The following is a 223-nucleotide window of genomic DNA, read 5'->3' on the forward strand; positions in this document are numbered from 1 at the left end:
TCGGTTGATTTCTTTTCCTCGGGGTACTGAGATGTTTCAGTTCCCCCGGTTCGCCTCATTAACCTATGGATTCAGTTAATGATAGTGCGACGCATCGCACTGGGTTTCCCCATTCGGACATCGCCGGCTATATCGCTTCATATCAGCTTACCGACGCTTTTCGCAGATTAGCACGTCCTTCATCGCCTCTGACTGCCTAGGCATCCACCGTGTACGCTTATTC

At 50.7% G+C, this 223-nt stretch carries 1 rRNA gene; it reads right to left on the reverse strand.

Annotated features, from left to right (window positions below):
• Positions 1-223, reverse strand: a 23S ribosomal RNA gene (locus EAE93_RS24190); the annotation flags it as partial.

It is taken from the genome of Photorhabdus akhurstii (assembly GCF_018448925.1).
Classification (GTDB): domain Bacteria; phylum Pseudomonadota; class Gammaproteobacteria; order Enterobacterales; family Enterobacteriaceae; genus Photorhabdus; species Photorhabdus akhurstii.